Source organism: Bradyrhizobium sp. CCBAU 53415 (genome assembly GCF_028128735.1).
In the GTDB taxonomy this organism is placed as follows: domain Bacteria; phylum Pseudomonadota; class Alphaproteobacteria; order Rhizobiales; family Xanthobacteraceae; genus Bradyrhizobium.
Window position 1 is genome coordinate 856,855 of sequence record NZ_LBJF01000026.1, and the last position, 22,295, is coordinate 879,149.

Annotated in this window: 17 protein-coding genes and 1 tRNA gene; 7 read left to right on the plus strand and 11 right to left on the minus strand. The window is 64.0% G+C overall.

Annotation, left to right across the window (positions count from 1 at the left end):
* Positions 1 to 45 precede the first annotated feature (45 nt).
* Positions 46 to 1,059, plus strand: a complete 1,014-nt coding sequence (locus XH87_RS28200; protein WP_271589765.1) for a 1-aminocyclopropane-1-carboxylate deaminase — start codon at positions 46 to 48, stop codon at positions 1,057 to 1,059.
* A 191-nt stretch (positions 1,060 to 1,250) separates the two neighbouring features.
* On the opposite strand, the gene recQ is transcribed toward XH87_RS28200, so the two are convergent.
* From recQ to XH87_RS28230, 6 genes are all read right to left on the minus strand, one after another.
* Positions 1,251 to 3,116 carry a DNA helicase RecQ gene (gene recQ / locus XH87_RS28205; RefSeq protein ID WP_271589726.1) on the minus strand — a complete coding sequence of 622 codons (1,866 nt, stop codon included), beginning with the start codon at positions 3,114 to 3,116 and terminating at the stop codon, positions 1,251 to 1,253.
* 144 nt (positions 3,117 to 3,260) lie between these two features.
* Positions 3,261 to 4,004, minus strand: a complete 744-nt coding sequence (locus tag XH87_RS28210) for a polysaccharide deacetylase family protein (RefSeq protein WP_271589727.1) — start codon at positions 4,002 to 4,004, stop codon at positions 3,261 to 3,263.
* Between the two features lie 78 nt (positions 4,005 to 4,082).
* Complete coding sequence (metA, locus tag XH87_RS28215; RefSeq protein ID WP_271589728.1) at positions 4,083 to 5,105, minus strand: homoserine O-succinyltransferase MetA; 1,023 nt, start codon at positions 5,103 to 5,105, stop codon at positions 4,083 to 4,085.
* Positions 5,106 to 5,117: 12 nt separating this feature from the next.
* Positions 5,118 to 6,419 carry an O-acetylhomoserine aminocarboxypropyltransferase/cysteine synthase family protein gene (locus XH87_RS28220; RefSeq protein WP_271589729.1) on the minus strand — a complete coding sequence of 434 codons (1,302 nt, stop codon included), beginning with the start codon at positions 6,417 to 6,419 and terminating at the stop codon, positions 5,118 to 5,120.
* 286 nt (positions 6,420 to 6,705) lie between these two features.
* Complete coding sequence (locus XH87_RS28225; RefSeq protein ID WP_271589730.1) at positions 6,706 to 8,268, minus strand: amidase family protein; 1,563 nt, start codon at positions 8,266 to 8,268, stop codon at positions 6,706 to 6,708.
* 129 nt (positions 8,269 to 8,397) lie between these two features.
* Positions 8,398 to 9,579, minus strand: coding sequence for an MFS transporter (locus XH87_RS28230; RefSeq protein WP_271589731.1), 1,182 nt, complete (start codon positions 9,577 to 9,579; stop codon positions 8,398 to 8,400).
* A gap of 98 nt (positions 9,580 to 9,677) precedes the next feature.
* Between XH87_RS28230 and XH87_RS28235 the strand changes: the two genes are divergently transcribed.
* A complete protein-coding gene (locus XH87_RS28235) occupies positions 9,678 to 10,631 on the plus strand; it encodes a LysR family transcriptional regulator (RefSeq protein ID WP_271589732.1) in 954 nt (317 codons plus the stop codon).
* Positions 10,632 to 10,819: 188 nt separating this feature from the next.
* On the opposite strand, the gene XH87_RS28240 is transcribed toward XH87_RS28235, so the two are convergent.
* Complete coding sequence (locus tag XH87_RS28240; protein ID WP_271589733.1) at positions 10,820 to 11,506, minus strand: potassium channel family protein; 687 nt, start codon at positions 11,504 to 11,506, stop codon at positions 10,820 to 10,822.
* 641 nt (positions 11,507 to 12,147) lie between these two features.
* Here XH87_RS28240 and XH87_RS28245 point away from each other — a divergent pair.
* The 3 genes from XH87_RS28245 (at position 12,148) to XH87_RS28255 (ending at position 16,573) form a co-directional block, all read left to right on the plus strand.
* Positions 12,148 to 14,589 carry an arylsulfatase gene (locus XH87_RS28245; protein ID WP_271589734.1) on the plus strand — a complete coding sequence of 814 codons (2,442 nt, stop codon included), beginning with the start codon at positions 12,148 to 12,150 and terminating at the stop codon, positions 14,587 to 14,589.
* A gap of 21 nt (positions 14,590 to 14,610) precedes the next feature.
* Positions 14,611 to 15,000 carry a hypothetical protein gene (locus tag XH87_RS28250; protein ID WP_271589735.1) on the plus strand — a complete coding sequence of 130 codons (390 nt, stop codon included), beginning with the start codon at positions 14,611 to 14,613 and terminating at the stop codon, positions 14,998 to 15,000.
* 85 nt (positions 15,001 to 15,085) lie between these two features.
* A complete protein-coding gene (locus tag XH87_RS28255) occupies positions 15,086 to 16,573 on the plus strand; it encodes a DUF1254 domain-containing protein (RefSeq protein ID WP_271589736.1) in 1,488 nt (495 codons plus the stop codon).
* Between the two features lie 331 nt (positions 16,574 to 16,904).
* Here XH87_RS28255 and XH87_RS28260 read toward each other — a convergent pair.
* Positions 16,905 to 16,994: transfer RNA gene (locus XH87_RS28260), tRNA-Ser, on the minus strand.
* Positions 16,995 to 17,188: 194 nt separating this feature from the next.
* Here XH87_RS28260 and XH87_RS28265 point away from each other — a divergent pair.
* Positions 17,189 to 17,530, plus strand: a complete 342-nt coding sequence (locus tag XH87_RS28265; RefSeq protein WP_158670109.1) for a hypothetical protein — start codon at positions 17,189 to 17,191, stop codon at positions 17,528 to 17,530.
* Between the two features lie 132 nt (positions 17,531 to 17,662).
* Here XH87_RS28265 and XH87_RS28270 read toward each other — a convergent pair whose 3' ends face one another.
* From XH87_RS28270 to XH87_RS28280, 3 genes are all read right to left on the minus strand, one after another.
* Positions 17,663 to 19,126 (minus strand): trehalose-6-phosphate synthase, encoded by a 1,464-nt coding sequence (locus XH87_RS28270; RefSeq protein ID WP_035710282.1) that lies wholly within the window; start codon positions 19,124 to 19,126, stop codon positions 17,663 to 17,665.
* 242 nt (positions 19,127 to 19,368) lie between these two features.
* Positions 19,369 to 20,187 (minus strand): trehalose-phosphatase, encoded by an 819-nt coding sequence (otsB, locus tag XH87_RS28275; protein ID WP_271589737.1) that lies wholly within the window; start codon positions 20,185 to 20,187, stop codon positions 19,369 to 19,371.
* A gap of 4 nt (positions 20,188 to 20,191) precedes the next feature.
* Positions 20,192 to 21,679 carry an MFS transporter gene (locus tag XH87_RS28280; RefSeq protein ID WP_271589738.1) on the minus strand — a complete coding sequence of 496 codons (1,488 nt, stop codon included), beginning with the start codon at positions 21,677 to 21,679 and terminating at the stop codon, positions 20,192 to 20,194.
* A 182-nt stretch (positions 21,680 to 21,861) separates the two neighbouring features.
* Here XH87_RS28280 and XH87_RS28285 point away from each other — a divergent pair, with 182 nt between their 5' ends.
* Positions 21,862 to 22,251, plus strand: coding sequence for a DUF3175 domain-containing protein (locus XH87_RS28285; protein ID WP_271589739.1), 390 nt, complete (start codon positions 21,862 to 21,864; stop codon positions 22,249 to 22,251).
* Positions 22,252 to 22,295: the final 44 nt, after the last annotated feature.

Genomic DNA, 22,295 nt, shown 5'->3' on the forward strand with positions numbered 1-22,295 from the left:
GCTAGCTCCGTTCCCAGACGCCACCGCCAATCGGGATGACCAATGATGTTGGAAAAATTCGCACGCTACCCGCTGACCTTCGGCCCCACACCGATCGAGAAGCTGGAGCGACTGTCAAAACATCTCGGCGGTCAGGTCGAGGTCTATGCCAAGCGCGAGGACTGCAATTCCGGCCTCGCCTATGGCGGCAACAAGCTGCGCAAGCTCGAATACATCATCCCCGACGCGATCGCCTCGAACGCCGACACGCTGGTCTCGATCGGCGGCGTGCAGTCGAACCACACCCGCATGATCGCCGCGGTCGCCGCCAAGATCGGCATGAAGTGCCGCCTCGTGCAGGAAGCCTGGGTGCCGCACGAGGACGCGGTCTATGACCGCGTCGGCAACATCATGCTCTCGCGCATCATGGGCGCCGACGTGCGCCTGGTCGACGACGGCTTCGACATCGGCATCCGCAAGAGCTGGGAGCAGGCGATCGAGGAGGTGAAGGCGGCGGGCGGCAAGCCCTACGCGATTCCCGCCGGCGCCTCCGTGCACAAGTTCGGCGGCCTCGGCTATGTCGGCTTCGCCGAGGAAGTGCGCAAGCAGGAGAAGGAGCTCGGCTTCAAGTTCGACTACATCGTGGTCTGCACCGTCACCGGCTCCACCCATGCCGGCATGCTGGTTGGTTTCGCTGCGGACGGCCGCGCGCGAAAAGTGATCGGCATCGATGCCTCGTTCACGCCTGATCAGACCAAGGCGCAGGTGCTCGATATCGCCCAGAACACCGCTGAGCTCGTCGAGCTCGGCAAGGAGCTCATCATCGATGACGTCGTCCTGATCGAGGACTACGCCTATCCCGCCTATGGCGTGCCGTCGGAGGAGACCAAGGAGGCGATCCGCCTCACCGCGCGTCTCGAAGGCATGATCACCGACCCGGTCTACGAGGGCAAGTCGATGCAGGGCCTGATCGACCTTGCGAAGAAGGGCTATTTCGAGAAGGGCGCGAAGATCCTCTACGCCCATCTCGGCGGCGCGCCCGCACTGAACGGATATGCGTATGCGTTCAGGAACGGGTGAGCAAGCAGGTAGCTCGCGCGCCTCATCAACCGCTGTCGTCCCCGCGAACGCGAGGACCCATAACCACAGGAAGACATTTGGCGAAGACTCGGAGTTCGATACTTCGACCGATCGCAATCGATGGATTACGCGGTATGGGTCCCGGATCTGCGCTTCGCTTGTCCGGGACGACAGCGGAGTATTTGGCGCTGCTACCTTGTCCTGACGATCTGCAGCAGCTCGTCGCCGTAATGCTCGAGCTTCTTGTCGCCGATCCCCGGCACGTTGCGGAGCTCATCCAGCGTCGTCGGCCAGGCCCGGACGATGCCGTCGATCGTTGCGTCGTGCAGCACCACGTAGGCCGGGACGCCACGTTCGCGCGCGACGTCCGAACGCCAGGCGCGCAGGCGCGCGCGCAGCTCGGGATCGACATCGCCTTGCGGCGCGCTGGCCGCTGGCGCGAGATCGCCGCGGCGGGATTTGGTGCGGCTCGAACGGAGGCGGGTGCCCGGCGCCTCCTCGCGCAACCACACGTCCGTTTCGCCGCGCAGCACGCCGCGCGAGGACTCCGTCAGCTTGAGTGCCCCGAACGCTTCACTGTCGCTGCGCAAATGTCCCATCGCCACCAATTGCCGCAGCACCGTGCGCCACTGCTTTTCGTTGAGCTCGCGCCCGATCCCGAACACCGACAGCTTGTCGTGGCCGAACTGCGTCACTTTCTCGGTCAGGCGCCCCACCAGCACGTCGATCAAATGCATCGCACCAAAGCGCTGGCCGGTCCGGTAGACGCAGGATAGCAGCTTCTGCGCCAGCACCTTGCCGTCGCGCATCTTGGGCGGCGTCAGGCAATTGTCGCAATTGCCGCAGCTCTCGCTCATCACGATCTCGCCGAAATAGGCGAGCAGCCGCCGGCGCCGGCAATGCGGCGTTTCGGCAAGGCCGACCAGCGCATCGAGCTTGCCGATCGAGACCCGCTTGAACTCGTCGGAAGCGCTGGACTCGTCGATCATGCGGCGCTGCTGCACGATGTCCGAGAGCCCATAGGCCATCCAGGCCGTCGACGGCTTGCCGTCACGGCCGGCACGCCCCGTCTCCTGATAGTAGGCCTCGATGCTCTTGGGCAGGTCGAGATGGGCGACGAAGCGCACATCGGGCTTGTCGATGCCCATGCCGAACGCGACGGTCGCGACGATGACGATGCCGTCCTCGTTGAGAAAGCGGTCCTGGTTGCGCGAGCGCAACGCCCCGTCGAGCCCGGCGTGGTAGGGCAGCGCCGCAATACCGGCCTCTTGAAGCGCCGCAGCGACCTCCTCGACGCGGTTGCGCGACAGGCAATAGACCACGCCGGCATCGCCCATGTGACGCTCGCGGATCAACTCCTTCAGCTGCGACACCGCGCTGCGCTTGTCGACGATCTCGTAGCGGATGTTGGGCCGGTCGAAGCTCGAGACGAATTGCGGCGCGCCCGTCAGCCGAAGCCGCTCGACGATCTCCTTGCGCGTCAACTCGTCTGCGGTCGCGGTCAGCGCGATGCGCGGCACATCCGGAAAACGCTCGGCGATGATGGAGAGGCCGACATATTCCGGACGGAAGTCATGGCCCCATTGCGAGACGCAATGCGCCTCGTCGATCGCGAACAGCGCCACCTTCGCCTGCGCCAGCAGCGACAGGCAGCGCGGCGTGACCAGGCGCTCCGGCGCCACGTAGAGCAGGTCGAGATCGCTCGCGAGCAGGCGCCGCTCGACGTCGGACGCCTCCTGCGGCGTCAGCGACGAGTTCAGCGCGGCGGCATTGACGCCCGCTTCGATCAGGCCGGCGACCTGGTCGCGCATCAAGGCGATCAGCGGCGACACCACGATGCCGCAGCCTTCGCGCAGCAGCGAGGGGAGTTGATAGCAGAGCGACTTGCCGCCGCCGGTCGGCATCAGCACCAGGCAATTGCCGCCGTCGGTGACATGGCGGATGATCTCGCCCTGCGCGCCGCGGAAGCCCGGCAGACCGAACACCGAATGCAGCACCGACAGCGCATCGCGGCCATTGGCCGGCGCGGGCGGCGGAGCGGTGGAGGGAACGGACATGGAAGGAACGGACATGGGCGGAACAGATCAAGCCGTGCGATTCGTCACAAGGCCAGTCGCATGACCGCGCGGGCGTGGCAAGGCCATTTGGGTGGGCGCGGCGCGGTTGTTCCCTCTCCCACAGGGGGAGAGGGAAAGAAGAAGCTACACCCCGATTCGCCGCAGCGCCTCTGCGACCGTCACGATCGGCATGTTGCGCTTGCGGGCCGCTTCCAGCGCATGACGCATCAGGTGCGGCGTGCAGCCAAAGGGGCTTGGCGCATTCGCGACGTCGTGGCCGTAGAAGATCAGCCAGCCGCCGCTTGCGATCGCCTCGTCGAAATAGCGATCGACGCCGGCCGGATCGATCTCGCAATCGATCAAGGGCGAGGCGCGCAGGAACTGGAGATCGATGACATCGCGATTGACGCCGGGAAGGATGCCGCGCGCCGACCGGAAGGCCTTTGCGAGTTGCGGCTTGCGCCAGAACGAGGCAATTCCATAGGGATAGGCGAAGTTCTCCAGCCTGATCGAGGAATCGATATCGCGAAAAAAGGTGCGGTTTCGCTCGATCTCGCGAGCCATCGCGGCCTCGTCGAGATTGACCGAGTTCTGGTGCGAGAAGGTGTGGCAGGCAATCTCGTGACCGGTCCGGTGCAGCCGCACGATCGCGTCGTTGGACAAGGCCTGCCAATGATCCGACGGACGATCGATCAGGCTGCCGGCAAGATAGAACGTCCCCCGGCCGCCATGCTCCTCCAGAAGCTCGGCGCCCTCGCCTGCGGCGCTATCGGGGGCATCGTCGAAGGTGAAGCTCACCATCGGCGCATGCGCGGGCAGCCGGTGCCGCGCGGCGCGGAAATGCCGGGCCAGCCGATTGCTCACGCGTCCCTGGAATGCCGACCACACGCTGCGTTTCCCGTGATTCCCATTCCTCTATTGAAGCATTCGCGCACAGGTTGAGGCAAGCCTGGCGCATGGGTAATCCTAACGCGGAACCAAGACCCCTTCCGCCAGCTCCGCCATCGACGCGTCGGCGCCCTCGCCGAGATGGCGCAACCAATTGCGGAATAGCGCCGCCGCCGCGTTGCCGGCGCCGATATCGGCGCGCAGATTCAACCGAGGCAGTTCGTTGGTGAGCGCGGGATGGCGCTGGTGTGTCGCCTTCTTCTCGAAGCGAGCCAGTTTCTCTTCCGTCGCTGCGTCAAAATAGCTCACCGGCAGGCGCGGATAGTTCTCGCGCTGCCGCGTGAGATAGCGGCCGATGTCGCGCAGATATTCTCGCTGGAGCGACAGCGCGTCATATTCCGGGTGACCCTGGAAGAACACGAAGCGGCTGGCATATTGGCGGACGAAGACGTCGACGCCGGCTTGGGCCGAGCGTGTCAGCACCTGATAACCGGCCTGCGCAAGGTCGCTCTCGGCGATCTCGTTCAGGCGCGAATGCGAAACCTTGAGCGGCGCAGGCGCCGCGTGGGTCAGCGAATCGCTCGTTACGACCTCGCAGTCGAAAACGCCGTGACATTTGGCCGGCAGTCGCCGCCGTTCAATGCCGTCGAGGTGCAGCACCGCGGCATGCGCGGCGAGACACGACCAGATCGTCGAGCGCGTGCCGGTCTTGGCCCAGTCGATGAGGTTCGTGAGGTCCCGCCAGTATGGCTCCTGGTCGAGCTCGGGCGCGATCGGCTCTGCGCCTGTTACGATCAGCCCATCGAACTTGCCGCGCGCGAGATCGGAAAGGTCGGAATACTCGCTCTCGACATGCCACTTCGCTTCGGGCGACCGCTTCACGCTGGGAAGCGAGAAGCAGTGGAAGCGGATGCGGCGCGGGCCCGCGGCGGCCTGGAGCAGCTTCATGAACTGCCGCTCGGTCGCCTTCAGCGCCGGATCCGGCATGTTGTTGATGAGCCCGATGGTGAGTTCGGCGTCGGCATCGCGCGCGAGATCGCGCGCGGCCGGCACCAGCGCCGGGCCCGAGATGACTTGATCCCTGTCGATCAAGATCGTCATGGGGGGCGCCGCCTACTCCGCGGCCTCGAGGCGCGCCGACGGGCAGGCCTTCTCCAGCGCCTGGTCGATGTCCTCGACGATGTCCGAGACATGCTCGATGCCGATCGACAAACGGATGGTCTCCGGCAGCACGCCGGCAACGCGCTGCTGCTCCGCCGACATCTGCCGGTGGGTGGTCGAAGCCGGATGGCAGGCCAGCGACTTGGCATCGCCGATATTGACCAGGCGCGTGATCAGCTTCAGCGTATCGTAGAAGGTCTTGCCGGCCTCCATGCCGCCCTTGATGCCGAAGGTGAACAGCGAGGAGGCGTTGCCATTCAGGTACTTCTGCACCAGCGGATAATAGGGACTGTCCGGAAACCCGGTGTAATTGACCCAGGCGACGCGTGGATCGCCGCGCAGGAATTCGGCGACCTTGCGGGCGTTCTCGACATGGCGCTCCATGCGCAGCGCGACGGTCTCGATGCCCTGGAGCAGCAGGAAGGCGTTGAACGGCGACAGCACCGAGCCCATCGTGCGCTGATAGACACTGCGCGCCCGCTCGATATAGGCGGTGCGGCCGAACCGCTCGGCATAGACGAGGCCGTGATAGGACGCATCCGGCTTGTTGTAGGCCGGGAAGCGCTCGGCATGCTTGTCCCAGGGGAAGTTTCCGGAATCGACGATGGCGCCGCCGAGCGTGGTGCCGTGACCGCCCAGGAACTTGGTCAGCGAGTGCACGGCGATGTCGGCACCGTAGTCGAACGGCTTGAGCAGGATCGGAGTTGCGACGGTGTTGTCGACGATCAGCGGCACGCCATGCGCATGCGCGATTCTGGCCAGGGCTTCGATGTCGCAGACATTGCCGGCGGGATTGCCGATGGTCTCGGCGAACACGGCACGGGTGTTCTCGTCGATCAGCTTCTCGATCGCCTCCGGCTTGTCGCTCTCGGCGAAGCGGCCGGTGATGCCCTGCCGCGGCAGGATGTGCGAGAGCAGCGTATGCGTCGTGCCGTAGAGCTGCGGCACGGAAACGATGTTGCCGCCGTGATCGGCGACGTTGACGAAGGCGAAATGCAGCGCGGCCTGCCCGGTCGCGACAGCGAGCGCGCCGACGCCGCCCTCGAGCTGGGCGATACGCTTCTCCAGCACCGCGCTGGTCGGATTGGCGATGCGGCTGTAGCGAAAGCCTTCGGCCTCGAGATTGAACAGGGCGGCTCCATGATCGGCACTGTCGAAGGCGTAGGCCGCGGTCTGGTAGATCGGCACGGCCACCGCATGCGTGGTCGGTTCGGGCTCGTAGCCGGCGTGAATAGCGATCGTCTCGTTGCGCATCGTGCCACCTCCGCGTGGGCGGGCCGCACTTATTGGCCTGTATGAGGCATGTGCGTTGTCCGCCGTCCTCTGTTAGAGGCGGGTGGTAAAGCGGACAATAATTCGCCTAGAGATCGAGGAAGTAACCCTAACGCTTGCTGGCGAATTGGCTGAAATCCCGGTTAAATTCGATTAACCGATCGCACCGTGTCTTGCTCGGCGTCATCCATCTCGCCGCTGCGCGGCGAGCCCCCTCGCCCGCGCGGGGAAAGGGGTGCGTCGTCAACGCGGCGGTGCTTGCCTGGGCTCAAGCCATGCTCTGCCAGAGGCGGTGGGAGAGCACGCCGACGCGCTTCTCGATCGCGGCTGCGGCATCGAGTGCGAGATCCTCGCGATAGCGCCCGGCAATCAGTTGCACGCCGATCGGCTTGCCGTCGTGGAGCGCCACCGGCACCACAGCGCCGGGCAGCCCCAGCACGTTGATGGCGGAGATGAAGCGGATCTCGCCCCAGAAGATCTCGCGCACCCGCTCGGGACTGACGGTGTCGTCACGCGGGCCGGGCGTCGGCTTCACCGTGGTCGGCGCCAGCACGACCGGATAGTCCTCGAAGAACAATTGCCAGGCGCGGATGTGGCCGTTGCGCGCGGCCGTCGCCTGCATCCAGGCCTTGAGATCGAGCACATTGGCCTTGGCCTTCATGCCGCCCCAGGCCTTGTGGAAATCCTCGGACGTGACCTTCAGCATGCCGGCCTCCTGCATCACCACGGTCTCGTTGGTGATGATGTCGCACCAGGTCTGCCAGACCCCGTCGATGTCTGGCACTTCGACCTCGCTGACACGATAGCCGGAACGCTCGAGATGATCGGCGGCCTGGCGCAGCGCCGCGGAGACGGACGGATCGACGTCCATGTCCTCGGGAATCTTCGCCAGCGCGACCTTGATCGGCCCCTTCGGCTTGGGTCCGACCAGCGGTGCCGGCACCCACCAGGGGTCGCGCGGATCGCGCTGGCTCATCGCCTCCAACGCGAGGCGAACGTCGGCGACATGGCGCGCGAGCGGCCCCTGCGCCGACATCAGATGTGCCAGCATCGGCCGCTCCGCCGTTGCGCTCCCGTTGAACGCGGGGATGCGGCCCTGCGTCGGCTTGATGGTGGCAACGCCGTTGCAGTGCGCCGGCCAGCGCAGCGAGCCGCCGATGTCGTTGCCATGCGCGATGGTGCCGATGCCGGCGGCGACCGCCGAACCTGCCCCGCCCGACGAGCCGCCGCAGGTGATATCGGGATCCCAGGGGTTCAGCGTCAGCCCGTGCAGGGGATTGTCGGTGAAGCCGCGGAAGGAGAACTCCGGCGTATTGGTCAGCCCGATGACGATCGCGCCGGCCTTCCTGAGATTGCGGACAACAGGCGCATCGGAGGGAGCGACAAGGCCCTTGTTGGCGGGCACGCCGTTGAAGTTCGGCCGGCCCTCGTAGTCGACGTTTTCCTTGATCGTGATCGGCACGCCGTGCAGGAGGCCGAGCTCGCCACCCTTGGCGCGCAGCTTGTCGGCCGCATGGGCCGCGGCAAGCGCTTCTTCCGAGAGGTCGACGACGACGGCGTTCAGCCGCGGATTGACGGTGCGCATCCGTTCGAGATGCGCTTCGACCGCCTCGACCGCGGAGATGGCGCCGGAGCGGATCGCAGCCGCGGTCTCGACCGCCGACCATTGCCAGGCCGGCCCCTTCGGGCGCCGCGGTGCGGCGGACTTCGCTCGTGCCGCCTTCCTGACCGGCTTCGCGACCACGCTCTTGCGGCCGGAGCTCACCTTCTTCGGAGTCTTCGCAGCTTTCTTCAACACACTTTTCTTCCTGGTCGCCGTCTTCTTCGCCACGCCGGCATCTCCTTCAATTGCGCGGCGGAGGTTACGGACGACATGCGGCCCTGTACAGGTGCGTTTCTGCATGGCGCGCTGGCGAGAGGACCGATGCGACCAATTGTCAGCGGACCCCACGCCTTCGCTCTACTCCGCCGGACACGCCGCGACGGCGGCCGGCGCACGGTCGAGCCGGAGGCTCCACAGCGCCAGCACGAGACCAATGGCCGTGATCCCGGCTGCGATCAGAGGCAGCGCGGAGAGACCGAGCCCGCGGTCGATGGTGACGCCGCCGGCCCAGGCGCCGAGCGCGTTGCCGAGATTGAACGCGGCGATGTTGAGGCTGGAGGCGAGCGTGCGACCGCTGGGGCCTGCGGCCTCCAGCACACGCAGCTGGAGCGGGGCGACGGTTGCGAAGGCGGCGATGCCGAGCAGCAGGATCAGCGCGATGGAAAGGATCTTGATCGAGAGCACGGCGGCCAGGCCGAGCAGCACGATCGCAAGTGCGGCAAGCGTGCCGGTCAGGGCCCGTGCCAGGCCGCGGTCCGCAAGCCTCCCGCCGGCCACGTTGCCGATCGCGAGCCCGACGCCAAATACCAGCAGGATCGGCGAGACGGCAGCCTCCGAGAAGCCCGTGAAGCGCGTCAGGATCGGCTGGATATAGGTGAAGACGACGAACAGGCCGGCGAAGCCGAACACGGTCATGGCAAGGCCGAGCAGCACCTGCGGGCGGCCGAGCACGGCGACCTCTTCAGCGAGCGAGACCGGCCTGTCGCCATCGCCGACATGGCCGGGAACGAGCGCGGCTACCACCGCGAACGCGATCACACCGATGACCGTCACGGCCCAGAACGCCGCGCGCCAGCCGAGCATCAGGCCGAACCAGGCGCCGAAAGGCACCCCCAGGAGCGTGGCGACCGTCAGGCCGATGAACATGGTGGCGATCGCGGAGGCACGCTTGTCCTCGGCGACGAGGCTGGTGGCCACGACCGAGCCGACACCGAAGAACGTGCCGTGGGCGAGCGAGGTCAGCACGCGTGCGGCCATCAGCAGTTCGTAGTTCGGGGCCAGCGCGCAAGCCGCATTGCCCAGCGTGAAGATCGCCATCAGCGCGAGCAGCACCGCTTTCCGCGGCATCTGCCGCGTCGCCAGCGTCAGCACCGGCGCACCGACGAACACGCCGAGCGCATAGCCTGATATCAGCAGGCCCGCGACCGGCACGGAGACATGCATGTCGGCGGCGATCTGGAGCAGGAGGCCCATGATGATGAATTCGGTGGTGCCGATGCCGAAGGCACCGGCGGTGAGCGCAAGGACGGCGGGAGGCATGCGTGGCTCCGATGAATGAGACGAGCCACGCAGATAGCGGCACTGCCGCAAAACCATTAGAATGTCCGCAATCCAATCATTTGTGACATGAATTCAACATGGCCCGTTTCGACACCAACCGCTCTGCCGAGATGGAGGTCTTCGTCCGCATCGTCGATCTCGGCGGCTTCACCCAGGCCGCGCGAAAACTGCGGCTGACGCCGTCGGGAGTCAGCAAGCTGATGTCGCGGCTGGAGGCGCGGCTCGGCGCGCGACTGGTCAACCGCACCACGCGCAAGCTGACGCTGACGGAGGAAGGCCAGGCCTTCTACGAGCGCTCGTTGCGCATCCTCGCCGAGATGGAGGAGGCCGAGCGCGAAGCGGCCTCAGGCTCCGCGCCGCGCGGCCGCCTCACGGTCAATTGCAACATTCCCTTCGGCATGCTGCACGTGGTGCCGTTGATCCCGCGCTTCCTGGAACAGCATCCCGACGTCACGCTCGATCTCGTGCTGACCGACACGCTGATCGACCTGATGCAGGAGCGCGCCGACGTCGCCGTCCGCGTCGGCCCATTGCGCGCCTCGCGTCTCGTCGCGCGAAAGCTCGGCAGCAGCCGCATGGTCGTGGTCGGCGCGCCGAACTATCTCGCCCGTTGCGGCACGCCGAGAACGCCGGCGGACCTTGCCGATCACCGCGGCATCGGCTGGACCTTTCCGCGCAGCATCCGCGGCTGGCCGTTCAGACGCGGCGACCACACCGAGGAGGCCGTGCCCCCGCCGGTCGCGCGCGCCAGCGACGGCGAAGCCGCCCGCCGTCTTGCGCTCGGCGGCGTCGGCCTCGCCCGGCTCGCCCTGTTCCATATCGGCCCCGACATCGAGGCCGGCCGCCTCGTCCCGGTGCTGCAAGGCTACAATCCCGGCGACCGCGAAGACATCCACGCCGTCTATGTCGGCCACACCGCGCCGCTGCCCGCCCGCGTGCGCGCGTTCATCGATTTCCTGGCCGAGCACGTGCGGGTGAGCGATCCGGCGTTGAAGCGGTCGGGTGACGGAAGGTGGAGATTGGCGGGATGAGGCTGGCGGAGAGAGTGTCAGTCAATCCCCATTGAAAGATAGGGCATTTTGACCTTCTTAGGCCAAAACCCACCGTTTGAGCTACCGCCGAAAACTGGTGCTTCGCGCCCAATCCTTCTATGGAATCCATCGTGGCAAGCTCCAGAGCTGTGAACTGTCGCCGACCGGTGGTGCGGGACAAGCACGGCTCAAGGGCGATGACGATGCTCAAGCTCCAACGTGACGAGACGCGCTAGCAAAGTTGCTGGATAGAGCTGGCCGATGATCGCTTCGATATTGGCGAGACCGCGTGCAAATGGATGCAGCGGGACGATGTCGCCATAGCCGACCGACGTCAGGGTGACGAAACTGAAGTAGATTAGGTTCCCAGCGATGGCAAGATTGTCCGATAGTGGTTGAAGGCCGGTAAACGCATTGGGCTCAAGCAGTGCTACGAAACAGAACAGCGCTACGAAAATCAGTCCAATATTGAGGTAGAAAAGAACCGCACCGACGATGCGATGAAAATTGACCTTCCCCGGTGCGAACACGGCGCGGGCGACAACGACAGCAAGCGTCAGGCCGGCAATCAGCCAGGCTGTGGCATCGAGATAAATATCGACTGTCGACGGCTGCCGCACTCGAAGTATGGTTGCGATCAAGACCAGTGTGACGGCAAACAGTGTTGCCGTCAGCGCCACTACGCTCCCCGATACGACGAACACGGCAACAACCAGAACGAGCCCGAATGCGAGCCCGAAATGGTGCGCTCCGACAAAGCCGACAGCCTGCAGCGGCCCTATCACAAACATCACTACTGCTAGCATGACGGTCAGCGCTGTCAGCAGTGGATCGCTCAGGCGTTTCCGTAGCCGATCGAATGTTTCTTGTATCATCTTGCGCCTACGATTTACTTTGGATCGCCTATGACCGAAGAGAGATTCCGCCTATTGGAAGGGCTGCCGGATTGATAAGGGCGTCGATGCCGCCTCGAACTAACTTAGAAAATCTATCGCGCAGAGGCGCGCAAGCGCTTGAGCAGAGCGCTTGATCACGACAAGAATTGCTTTAGTCCGGGCTGGCGTCCTCGCCGACCAAACCTTGAATGCTTCTTTGCGTCCGATAAGGCGCTCCGTTGTTGCCAATCGCATCCATAGGGCCAGACGACCAGCGGACAGCCGCCCTGCGGGAGGATGACCTCAAGACGGTCGCCTTTGACGCCTAACGGATAGGTGGCGGAATGCCGGTTCACAAACAGGGATCCTGCCGCGATCGCGATGCTAACGGCGATCACTGCACCCGCCGAACCGTTGAGTCTATGAACGTGCATGGCTTCACCCGCGACGAGTCTCATTCACGCTCACCGCGTGCGCTCGGCTTGCGATCGAGCTTGCGGTCGACCTCTCGTTAGAACCCTCTGGAATCCCCTGTTAGCGCAGCCTCACGTCTTCCGGCCGTCATTCCTTGATTTGAGTCAAACTCAACTCGCTGGACGCGATTTAGGATTGCTCCTCGCGGCACCAACGAGGATTTTGCAATGAGTATTCGCAAGACCTTTATTGCGCTGATCTCCGCCTCCTTCGTCTCCGCGCCGGCATTCGCGCAAAGCGCGGCCCCAATTGGCTCGCCCGCTGCGACGACCACCATTCCCGGTAACCAGCTCCCTCCCCCCGATCCGAAATTCGGTGGGGTCATCAAGGAGAAGGCCTCCGAGTCGACGCCGTGGTGGCGCCCTCGCGTCGTGCCGCCGAAGGGGGCGCCGAACGTGCTGCTGATCATGACCGACGACCAGGGTTTCGGCGCGCCCGCTACCTTCGGCGGCGTTATACCCACTCCCAGCATGGACCGGATCGCAAATGCCGGCTTGCGCTACACGAACTTCCATTCCACCGCACTTTGCTCGCCGACGCGTGCGGCGCTGATCACCGGACGCAACCATCACTCGGTTGGCTTTGGGGTGGTGGGTGAAATGGCGACGGGGTTCCCGGGCTACGACTCCATCATCCCGATCGAGAAGGGCACGATTGGCACCATTCTGAAGGCGAACGGCTACGCGACGTCATGGTTCGGCAAGGACCACAACACGCCGTTCTACCAGTCGAGCCAGGCCGGGCCATTCGACCAATGGCCGAATGGAATGGGCTTTGATTATTTCTACGGCTTCGTCGGCGGCGATGCGAGCCAATGGCAGCCGAACCTGTTCCGCAATACGACGGCGATCTATCCCTTCCAGGGCAATCCCGGCTGGAATCTGGAGACGGCCATGGCCGACGAGGCCATCCAGCACATGAAGCAGCTCAAGGAGGTCGCGCCCGACAAGCCGTTCTTCGTCTATTACGTGCCCGGCGCTACCCATGCGCCACATCATCCCACGCCCGAGTGGGTCAAGAAGATCGGCGACATGCATCTGTTCGACGAGGGCTGGAACAAGGTGCGTGAAAAGATCTTCGCCAACCAGAAGCGGCTGGGCATCATGCCCGAAAACGCCAGGTTGACAGCTTGGCCGAAAGACCTCCCGGAGTGGGATTCGCTGAGCTGGGACGAGAAGAAGCTCTTCATCAAGCAGGCGGACGTCTATGGGGCCTATCTCGCTTATGCCGACCATGAGATCGGCCGGGTCATCCAGGCCGTCGAAGACCTTGGCGAACTCGACAATACCTTGATCATCTATATCGGTGGCGACAACGGCGCGAGCGCCGAAGGCTTGCTCAATGGCACACCGAACGAGTTCACCAGCTTCAATGGCGTCTCCGTGCCGGTCAAGGATCAGTTTCTCTGGTATCCGTTCTGGGGATCGGAGCGGACGTTCCCGCATTACGCCGCAGGCTGGGCGTGGACGATGGATACGCCCTTCAAGTGGGTGAAGCAGGTGCCGTCACACTTTGGCGGGACGGCCCAGGGGATGGTCATCTCCTGGCCCGGCCACATCAACGACGTCGGCGGTCTCCGCGGCCAATTCCATCACGTCATCGACATCGTGCCGACTATCCTCGAAGCGGCGGGCATTCCGCAACCCGACACGATCAACGGGATCAAGCAGAATCCCATCGAAGGTGTCAGCATGACGTACACGTGGGACAAGGCAAACGGTAACGCGCCCACGCGACATACTACGCAATATTTCGAGATGCTCGGCAATCGAGCCATCTATCAGGACGGATGGGTAGCGGCGACGACGCCGGCGACGCTCCCTTGGGAGCCAAGCACCAAGACACCGCCGGACGTGATTACCGGTTACAACTGGGAACTCTACAACGTCCAGGAGGATCCCACGCAGTCCAACGACGTCGCTACCAAGATGCCTGACAAGCTCAAGCAGATGCAGGACCTCTTCTATGCAGAGGCGAAGAAGTACAACGTGCTGCCACTCGACAACTCGACTCTTGCGCGCTGGAACACACCGCGCCCGAGCCTCACGGCAGGGCGAACGGTCTTCACCTATTCGGGCGAACTGATCGGCACGCCGGCCAGTGCGGCGCCGGATATCCTGGACAAGTCCTACACCATCACAGCGGATGTCGACATCCCCGAAGGCGGGGCGGAGGGGATGATCGTCACCCACGGTGGACGGTTCGGCGGCTACGGCCTGTTCCTGAGCAAGGGCGATTTTGGGATCGGCCGAGGCAAGGTGGTCTTCCTCTACAACCTGCTCGACCTCAAGCGCACGACTTGGGAGGGACCCGAGCTGAGTGCCGGCAAGCACACCATCGTGTTCGACTTCAAATCCGATGGTCCGGGCCTGGGCAAGGGTGGCACCGGCGTGCTGTCCGTGGACGGCAAGGAAGTGGCCAGGAATACATTGGAGCACACCACCCCGATCACGTTCCCGGAAGACGAAACCTTCGACGTCGGCCAGGACACACGCACTGGCGTAGCCATGATCGAGTATCGCTACGATCCTCCGTTCAAGTTCACCGGCAAAATCAACAAGCTGACCTTCAAGCTCGAGCCGGAACAGACCGTGGGAGCGAACCGCTAGCGACGTCGAGGGTCTGCACTCATGTCGAAGCGCTCGGGCACCACGAAATGGACACTTCTCGCTGCGGTCGTCGAGGCCGCAGCGACCGGCCTTGTCCTGTCCGTTCGGCCGTCGTGGTTCGCGTGGCTTGTATTTGGCGCGGAATTCTCCAACGCCGGGATCGTTCTCAGTCGGCTCACGGCCATCGCGTTGCTCGGACTGGCGCTCGCCACTTGGCCGACGACTGCCGCGACGAACCAGTTGGCATCGTCTGTTCGCGTGCTGCTGATCTACAACGTGCTTGCAGCGGTCTATCTGGTCTACGTGGGGATCGGCAATCAGTTGACGGGCGTCCTGTTGTGGCCGGCGGTCGCGCTCCACGGGATGCTTGCGGTCCTTCTCGGTCGCGCCTGGCTTGCCACAGGAGAGTGATCAAAACTCTATCGGCCAACGAAGCTGACCGCGTAAAGGCTGGGCCAACAATCGGTATTTGAATTCACATTCTAGGAGGTTCCCAATGAAGTTTCCGCACAGGTTAGACTTACCCCTGTTTCGTCGCCGTGATCTCGGCGTGGCCGCTCTCGCGCTAGGAACGGCCGCGACGCTCGGGCCCGACGTCAGCGCCGCTCAAGGAGTGGTGGAACGGTTGGGTGAATCCCTCAAGGGCGAACTGAAAGACCTGAAGGACGACGTCCGTGCCGAGGTGGCGAAACTCCTGGCAATGGAAGTGTACGTCTACGGCTTTCCGCTGGTGATTACTGACCTGACCAGGCAGGTCGAGACGGCAACGCCGACTGCGGGCGAATACGCTGCTCCCATCGACCAGTTTGCCCGGATGCGCGGATATGTGCCCTGGGACTGGAAGAACGTGGTCCGGGTCAGCTTTAATTCGCTCTGGTCGTTCGCATTCCTTGATCTGCAAGAGCCAAAGGTGGTCTCATTTCCCGATGGCAAGGGCATCCCCACGGCTTTCCGGCTCTTGAACTTCTGGACCGATGTCGTGGGTACGGGTGGCAGCCGCACTCCCGACCGAAATGCTGGCGATTACCTCGTCGTCGGCCCCGGCTGGAATGGCGCCGTGCCTCCGAACATCAAGGAGGTCATCCGGTGCTCGACACGGTACGGAGTTTTCATCGTGGAAATGGCGGCCGCCGGTCCGCAGGAGTTTCCCAAGATTCACCCCCTTCAGGACCAGCTGAAGATCACGCCACTCAGCGCTTGGGGCAAGCCGTACACCCCACCAGCCGAGGTCCCCGTCGACCCGAACGCCGACCCAACGACAACGCCTTACGATCAGGTCCGGCTGATGCCCGGCGAGTTGTACTTCAGGTACCTCGCCATGTTGTTGAAGGACAATCCGCCTTACCCCGCGGACACGTCGCGCCTCGAATGGCTCAGGAAGCTCGGAATCGAACCGGGCAAGGAGCTGGATCCCAGCAAACTCGATCCGGCCGTGCGGAAGGGCATCAACGCTGCGCCGGCGGAAGTCTGGATGAAGTTCGCGACCGGACCTTTCACGATGAATGCTCCGAACGGGTGGATCAACATGTTGACCATCGGTCGGTTCGGCGCGGATTACCAAACGCGAGCCTACGTCGCCTACATGGGTCTCGGCGCGGGGCTGGCAGAAGACATCATCTACCCGACGGCATTCGTGGACGCTGACGGAAACGCGCTCGATGCGGCCCACAACTACGTCGTTCACTTTGACAAAGCCTTCATGGCCCTCCCGGGGAACGGCGTCTGGTCCTTGTCCGCATACCGAGAGAACTTCTACGTGTACAATTCACTGCAGCGCTACGGGCTGCCCCCTGGTAACCCGAAGTACAATGCAGACGGATCGCTTGACCTCTATGTTCAGGCGAAATCGCCGGGCCGGGATAAAGAGGCGAACTGGCTGCCGCTTCCGCCGAGCGGCATGTTCAACCTCACCATTCGAATCTACAACCCAACCAGGGAAGCGCTCGACCCGGCGTGTAAGTTTCCGCCGATCAGAAAAGTGTAATGACGCGGTGCCGATAGGCATCCACCCCGATCCAGAAAAACTCAGGGTGAAGCACACGACCACGCGACGCAGCTTCATCGAGACGGCAGGGGTAGCGACGAGCTCGCTGCGGTGAGGTCGGCGCTCGCGCAACGCTGCAAGCGCCAGGAGGGGCCGACTTCCTGTTCGTACTACATCGGCCCGAATCTGAGGTGGTCCGCAATGCAATATAGCCGACGCTCAAAGGTAAACCGCGCATCTGCAGTCGGCACAACTCGCGCCAAGATCCGAGGCGCTACCGTCGGGAGTACAATCGCACGAAATCGCAGTCTGGCGTACAAGATCGTGCAAATGGCGGAGAGAGTGGGATTCGAACCCACGGTACGGCTTCCCGCACACACGCTTTCCAAGCGTGCGCCTTAAGCCACTCGGCCATCTCTCCGGAGCGCCTTCTCTTGAAGGGGCGCCGATGATTTTGCAAGGGATCGCGGGGCGAATCGGGGGATTTTCCTCAACTTGTTGTATTTAAAGGATAATATCTGGCGCTGCACGCGCTTTGACCCGCCCGCCGGCTGAACCGCGGGCGGGTTTGGCGCGACGATTCACGGGAAGCCGCCAAACACGACCGGGAACGCCATGACTATCTGCAGGACCATCATCGCCCTTGGCCTGATCTCGGCCCTTGGCTCCGCCTTCGCCTTGCCCGCCGCCGCGCAAGTCTGCACCCGGAAAGGCGTCGACGTCAGCTGTGACGACGGCCGGCGCGGGGTGCTTTCGGGCGATGCCATCCTCTGGCCCGATGGCACGCGCTCGAGCTCGACGCCGCATCAGAGCGTGGTCATCGGCAACAAGAGCTCGGTCCATGTCGGGCCCGGCGTGTTCGTCGGCCAGGGCAAGGGCGTGGTGCCGCTGGACGATCCCAACGCGCCGAACAAGCGGCAATGCGCGATTCTGGAGAGCGTGTCGTATTGTTATTGAGGCTCGCACTATTCGACATCGGCCGTCATGCCCGCGGCTCGTCCGGGACATCCACGCTCTTCGAGCCGCGTGGCAAGACGTGATGGCCGGGGCAAGGCCGGCCATCACGAGCGGATGGAGCCTGCGAAAATCCTAAATCAACCGCACGCCTGATATCGCCGACTTCAGCCAGCGCAGCGCCTGGGGCGGCTGGGCTGCGAGCGGGGCAACGGCCGCCTTCTCGGTCCGGCACTTTTCCAGCTCGGCGACGAAATCGGCGGACCATTGCTGGATGGTGTGGCCGCGCAACTTCTTCATCATCGCGTCCCAGCGCATCTTGCGCTCGGTGAGCGGCATGGAGGCCGCGACCGCGATCGCGCGCGCCATGCCGTCGATGTCGTGCGGATTGACCAGCAATGCCGTATCGAGCTCGTTGGCCGCGCCCGCGAATTTGGACAGCACCAGCACACCGGGATCGGCCGGGTTTTGCGCGGCGACATATTCCTTGGCGACGAGGTTCATGCCGTCATGCAGCGGGGTCACGACACCGATCTGCGCGGTGCGGTAGAGGCCCGCGAGCACGGCCTGACTGAAACCCTTGTTCAGATAGCGGATCGGCGTCCAGTCGACCTCGCCATGACGGCCGTTGACGTCGGTCACGAGGCGCGCGACGTCGTTCTGGAGATTGCCATAGGCCTCGATGCCGCCGCGCGACGGGTTGGCGATCTGGAGCAGAGAGATGCTGCGCGCAAACTGCGGCTGCTCGGTCCAGAGCCGGTCGAACGCGCTGATGCGGTTGACGAGGCCCTTTGAATAGTCGAGCCGATCGACGCCGATCGCCAGACGCTCGCCGTTGAGGCTGCGCCGCAGGCGCGACACATCGGGGTGCGAGGCCGATTTCGCAGCGTACTGCGCAAACTTCTCCGCATCGATGCCGATCGGGAAGACTTCACAGCGCGTGCGCCCGTGTTGCGAGGTCGCAACGCCGCCTTCGATGGCGAGGCCGAGCTCCCCGCCGACATAGCCGAGAAAGTTCTGGCGATCTTCCTCGGTCTGGAAGCCGAGCAGATCGTAGGCCAGCATCGCCGTGATCAGCTCGCGATGGTTGGGCACGCCCTGCACCACCGCGGCGACCGGCCACGGCGTATGCAGGAAGAAGCCGATCGGATCGTCGACGCCGAGGTCGCGCAGCTCGGCGCCAAGCGCGAGGAAATGATAGTCCTGCACCCAGAACGCCGTCCTGGCCTTTCGGAAGCGCAGCAGGGCCCGCGCCATGAAGGCGTTGACCTCGCGATAGCTGACATAGTCCTCCCGCGAGACGCGAATTAGATCGCTGCGCGAATGCAACGCCGGCCACAGCGCCGAATTGGCGAAGCCTTCGTAATAACCGCCATAATGTGCCGCCGGCAGGTCCAGCGTCGCAATCGCGCCGGTCCCGAGCGCCTCGATCTCGGCGAAGGGTTCCTTCTGATGGCCGTCACGCACACGGCCGGAGGAACCGACCCAGATCGCACCAGAATGTTCCACCACCGGAAGCAATGCCGCCGCAAGGCCGCCCGTCATGGGCTCGTTGGGTTTGCCGCGCGCGACGCGATTTGAAACGACAACCAAGTTCACAGGTCGTCCCCTCCTGTTCATTCCACCCCGTTTAACTGCCGTTCATCAATATGGTTCCTGATCATCGTTTCAACCAATTGAAACCAAAATCGGGCGTGCGCGTTGGAACTGGTTTCCCTTGCGGAACCCCGGAATTTCACTGCAAAGACAGCTTTTCCGATCGTTCTGCGCCGCATGCATTGCGGCGCGCAGTCGGGCTCCGCTGACGGTATTCGTGTCTGCGAGGCGGGGCTGCCTTGGTTTCACCTCGGATCGAGCAGTCGCGCGAGGAATGCGCGCACATCGCTCGGCGCATCGAAGTGACCATTCACGCCGATCGCGCGGCGGCCGACCGAGAAGGCGAGCCCGTTCATGTCGGGCATGATCGCAAACACCGTCTCATCGGTGACGTCGTCGCCGATGAATAGCGGGCGTCGTCCCTTGAACGGCTCGTGCTTCATCAGTTCGTGCACGCCGCTCGCCTTGGTGAAGCCGGAATGCTTGATCTCGCAGACGAACTTTCCGGGCAGCACCTCGATCGGCGCGTTGGGCAGGTCGGCGCGGATCAGCGAGACGGATTCGTAGATCGCCTTCTCCGCATGCGGCGCAAGGCGGTAATGCAGCGCGAGCGAATAGCCCTTGTCCTCGAGCAGAATGCCAGGGCTGAGCTTGGCGATGGCGGCCAGGCGCCGCTTCAGCTCCTTGTCGAGCGGCGGCGCGTGCACGTCATCAGCTTCATTGTCCACCGACAGCCGCATCTCCGCGCCGTGGCCGGCGACCGCGCGAAACACATCGGGCGCGAAAATCAGGTCGATGTCGTTCAGCGAGCGGCCACTGACCAGCGCCAGTGCCCCGGAGGTGCGCTCGGTCAGCCGGCCCAGCGTTTCCGACAGGCCCGGCGGCACCCACACCTCGCGTGGCGTCGGCATCAGGTCGAGCAGCGTGCCGTCGATGTCGAGCAGAATGGCGATTTCATCGAGATGCGGCACCAGCGCATGCGGCACCGGCACCGCTTCGGGCGCATCGTCATCCGGCATCGTACGCGTCTGGTCCATCGCCGTGTCCCCAAGTTCCGATTTCATCAGTCTACTCCATAAAGGCGAGCGGCCGCGCGATTTGTTCGAGCGGTTTGCGCTCCGCGGAGACGGCATAGCGCCACGCCACGATCGCAGCCGCGATCATCAGAAATGCCCCCAGCAGATAGCCGGCGAACACGCTGTTGCGCGATCCCGTGTCGATCAGCGCGCCGAACAGCGCCGGCCCGACCACGCCGCCGATACCGGTGCCGACCGCATAGAATACCGCGATCGCCAGCGCGCGGACCTCCAGGGGAAACGTCTCGCTGACGGTGAGATAGGCCGCGCTCGCAGCCGGCGAGGCAAAGAAGAAGATCACCATCCAGGCGATGGTCTGCCCCTGCGCGCTCAGCACGCCGATCGAGAACAGATAGCCCGATATCGCCAGTAGCACGCCCGATGCGCCATAGGTGAACATGATCATGGTGCGGCGGCCGAGCGTATCGAACAGACGGCCGAGCAGCAAGGGCCCAAGGAAATTGCCGGCAGCGAAGGGCAGCAGGTACCAGCCGACGTGATCGGCGCTGATGCCATAGAAATCGGTCAGCACCAGCGCGAAGGTGAAGAAGATGGCGTTGTAGAAGAACGCCTGCGCGCTCATCAGCACGAGGCCGACCAGCGCGCGCTGACGATAGGCCGAAAACAACGTGTGCACGACCTCGGCGATCGGCGTGTGATCGCGCATCTTCAACCGGATCTTGGTGAAGCGCCCGTCGCTCGTGTCCCGGTGATGCCCGATCACCGAGCGCTCGATCCCGTCGACGATGGCATGGGCTTCGTCGGGACGGCCATGGATCATCAGCCAGCGCGGACTTTCCGGAATCCACATTCGCATCAAGAGCACGACGAGACCGATGGCCGCGCCGATGAGATAGGCCAGGCGCCAGCCGAGATCGGGTCCGATCAATGCTGGATCGAGCAGCACAATGGCCGCCACGGCGCCCATCGCGGCCCCGATCCAGAAACTGCCGTTGATGACGAGATCGGTCCAGCCGCGATAGCGCGCCGGCACCAATTCCTGGATGGTCGAATTGATCGCGGTGTACTCGCCACCGATGCCGGCGCCGGTGAGGAAACGAAACAGCGCATAGCTCGCGACATCCCACGACAGAGCGGTCGCCGCCGTTGCCGAGAGATAGAGCGCAAGCGTGATGAAGAACAGTTTCTTGCGGCCGATGCGATCGGTCAGCCAGCCGAAGCCGAGCGCACCGATCACGGCGCCCGCGAGATAGGCGGAGTTGGCGATCCCGAGATCGAGATTGGAGAAGTGCAGCGACGGGCTCTGCTTCAGTGCACCGGAGAGCGCACCGGCCAAGGTTACCTCGAGTCCGTCAAGAATCCAGGTGATGCCCAGCGCGAGCACGACACGGGTGTGGAAACCGCTCCACGGCAGGGCGTCCAACCGCGAGGGAATGCTGGTCTCGACGATACGTTCGGTCGCGGTCGCCGCCGGGACTACGGGTGCATAGTTCAGCGCTGGGCTTTGCTGCAATTCCATCGGGCTGTTGCGTCTGATCAATGGAAGCGACCCCGGTTCACATGACGTGGACGGGGTCGATCCGATCATTGGGGGTGCGGCATTCCGCCTGCCACCTGCGACAACGTTTGCGATGGGACCCGGTTCCCAGGGAACAGCCGCCCAAAACGCCCGTTTTCGATTGAGCTCCAGGGAGTTGACGCATGGCTCGGGTCAGGAAGACGACACATTCGCGGAAGACAGGTGCGCGGAAGACAGGTACGCGCAACACCGCACGTCGCAAGGCGAGCACGACGCGCAAGAGGCCAAGTCGCCGTACAGCACCGAAGCGCTGGTCGCAACGGGTGACGCGGGAGAGCAACGCGCTCGATCTCGAGCGCGGCGTGTTCAAGCTCCAGGACCCCAGGAAGATCGCGGCCTCCCTGAAACGCTCGGCCGAGCACAGCTCGCGTCGCAAGACCGGCGCCTATCGCTCCGCGCTGTCGATGCTGACGTTCTACATCAATCGCGCCGGCAAGACGCTGCCGAAAACGCAGCGCGCACGACTGGAACGCGCGAAGGTGGAGCTGAGGCGAGCGTTCGGGAAGGAATGAGACTCGCGCTCATTGCTCCGCCGTCGTCGCGGACGAGCGCGCCA